Raw genomic sequence first — 1,783 nt, 5'->3', positions numbered from 1 at the left:
GTGAGCGATCGCACCCAAGCTGTGATTGTTGCGGTTAAACGCGGCATTGTTAGTTTATAGAATGTACTTTCGATCGAGTTGAGAGCCTATCTTAAGTTAGAGCCTACCTTCTATTTTAAGAAGGAGCGGCTGCTCCATCAAATTACAGCCTAAAAACGTTAACTCATTGTAGACGACAACTAAAAGCCAATTGCTTATATTGAATTCATGTGGATTGAGCAGGTGAATCGCAAGGTTCCATGCTTGATACAGATGTAGAAAGATGATCGACGACCATAGTTCCAGTTTTTTATTTGTGCCAGCTTCAGCCCAAGATCACAGTCAAGGTGTGCTAAGTGCTGCCGTGGTGTTAGTGATGTATGGGGATTATCAACGTCCTAAAAGTGCAACCGTTTACAAGCTGATTAAAATCATTCGGCAAGAGCTTACGGTCTCTTTTGGAGAGGATTATTTGTGTTTTATCTTCCGCCATTTGCCACAGATCCAGATTCATCCCCATGCTCAACGGGCAGCCCAAGTCGCCGAAGCCGCCGCCGTCCAAGGAAAGTTTTGGTTAATGAGCGATACTTTATTTGACCATCAACAAAGGTTGGAGAACGGCTATCTTGTCGAGTACGCCAATGATTTAGGGCTTGACATTCCTCAATTTCTCAAAGAGTTATCTAAACAAGTGCATATCGATCGCATCAATAAAGATATTGAAGGCGGAATGCAGAGTGGAGTGACGACTGCTCCAGCCCTGTTTCTCAATGGAATGCGGTATACCGAGCACTGAAACACGATGGAATTGATGGCAGCCATAATTGCTGCAAGTCATTAAGTTCCCCGATCTTTGCTCTCAATTCATATCTGACTTGTCTGTAAGTGCTATAAGCCATCAAATTTTGATGGCTAGATTTTGCCTGTTTCACTGAACAAAATTGCCGCTTTTTGAAGCATGACAACAGTTACCATGCCAACAACTGAATTCCTAGGTGTTGATTTTGTCAATTACAGATCAGTATTTCATTGAGGATAATTCTATGACGCATTTACTAGTACAAGGCAAGAATGATTCTGGGTATGAAGATACACCTCAGACTGATTCTCTTCAGAACTCCTCAGTTAATCATGCTCTGATTGCGATCGCGCAAGAAGTCACTGAGTTGCTGAGACAAGCTTACCCGACACAAACCGATGAAATTAAAACAGAAGAAACAGAATGATACTGCAAGATAAAGTGGCGTTAGCCACTGGTGGCACAACAGGTATTGGCAGAGCAACAGCGACCCTTGCGGTAGCTGCGAAGCAGCGCGCGCTCGGTGCTACTGGAGCAAAAGTCGTGTTCTCCGGTAGACGCGACGCAGAAGGAGAAAAAACCGCCCAACTGATTCGCGAAACAGGCGCTGAATGCTTATACGTCCAATGAAACAAATTCACTAACATCACAAGAATCTGAAAGCAGTCAAGCATTGGAACTCAAGACACTTTAGATAGATAAAACCAGGAGTATTTAATCATGGTCAAAGAGCAAACTGTAGACGGACAAGCAAATTTACAAGCAACTACCAATTTGACAGCAGCCCAGGAGCCTTTGCAAACACTTTGGGAAGAGCATCTGCAACACGAGTTTGGCACTCACAGTACTGAAGATGCCCTCGCTACGATGGTTGAAGATGCTTACGTTAACCCTAAGTACCGGACAAAAGCTTGCAAAGATTGAGTAGGAGAGGGTTTCATGAGAATTACCACATTCATCCACGAAACCCTCATGAACCAGATTACTCTAATCCGAAAAACATTG

General features: G+C 43.6%; 3 protein-coding genes and 1 pseudogene. All 4 read left to right on the top strand.

Features of this window, described 5'->3' with window-relative positions; all coding sequences use genetic code 11:
* Positions 1-262 precede the first annotated feature (262 nt).
* The 4 genes and pseudogenes from H6F91_RS05990 (at position 263) to H6F91_RS05975 (ending at position 1,702) form a co-directional block, all read left to right on the top strand.
* On the top strand, positions 263-775 hold the full coding sequence (locus H6F91_RS05990) for a thioredoxin domain-containing protein (protein WP_190789254.1): 513 nt from the start codon (positions 263-265) through the stop codon (positions 773-775).
* Between the two features lie 247 nt (positions 776-1,022).
* Positions 1,023-1,205 (top strand): hypothetical protein, encoded by a 183-nt coding sequence (locus H6F91_RS05985; protein ID WP_190769894.1) that lies wholly within the window; start codon positions 1,023-1,025, stop codon positions 1,203-1,205.
* A pseudogene (locus H6F91_RS05980) lies at positions 1,202-1,405 on the top strand (hypothetical protein); the annotation flags it as partial. The gene H6F91_RS05985 and the pseudogene H6F91_RS05980, both read left to right, overlap by 4 nt.
* A gap of 93 nt (positions 1,406-1,498) precedes the next feature.
* Positions 1,499-1,702 (top strand): hypothetical protein, encoded by a 204-nt coding sequence (locus tag H6F91_RS05975; protein ID WP_190789255.1) that lies wholly within the window; start codon positions 1,499-1,501, stop codon positions 1,700-1,702.
* Positions 1,703-1,783 lie beyond the last annotated feature (81 nt).

This window comes from Leptolyngbya sp. FACHB-8, from assembly GCF_014695575.1.
In the GTDB taxonomy this organism is placed as follows: domain Bacteria; phylum Cyanobacteriota; class Cyanobacteriia; order Elainellales; family Elainellaceae; genus Vacuolonema.
The sequence above is the reverse complement of the archived record's forward strand: the minus strand, read 5'-3'. Positions and strand labels throughout refer to the sequence as shown.

Bases quoted from the DNA above. Each gene is read 5' to 3' on its own strand.
- H6F91_RS05990 (WP_190789254.1), top strand. From the start codon at position 263: ATGATCGACGACCATAGTTCCAGTTTTTTATTTGTGCCAGCTTCAGCC.
- H6F91_RS05985 (WP_190769894.1), top strand. From the start codon at position 1,023: ATGACGCATTTACTAGTACAAGGCAAGAATGATTCTGGGTATGAAGAT.
- H6F91_RS05975 (WP_190789255.1), top strand. From the start codon at position 1,499: ATGGTCAAAGAGCAAACTGTAGACGGACAAGCAAATTTACAAGCAACT.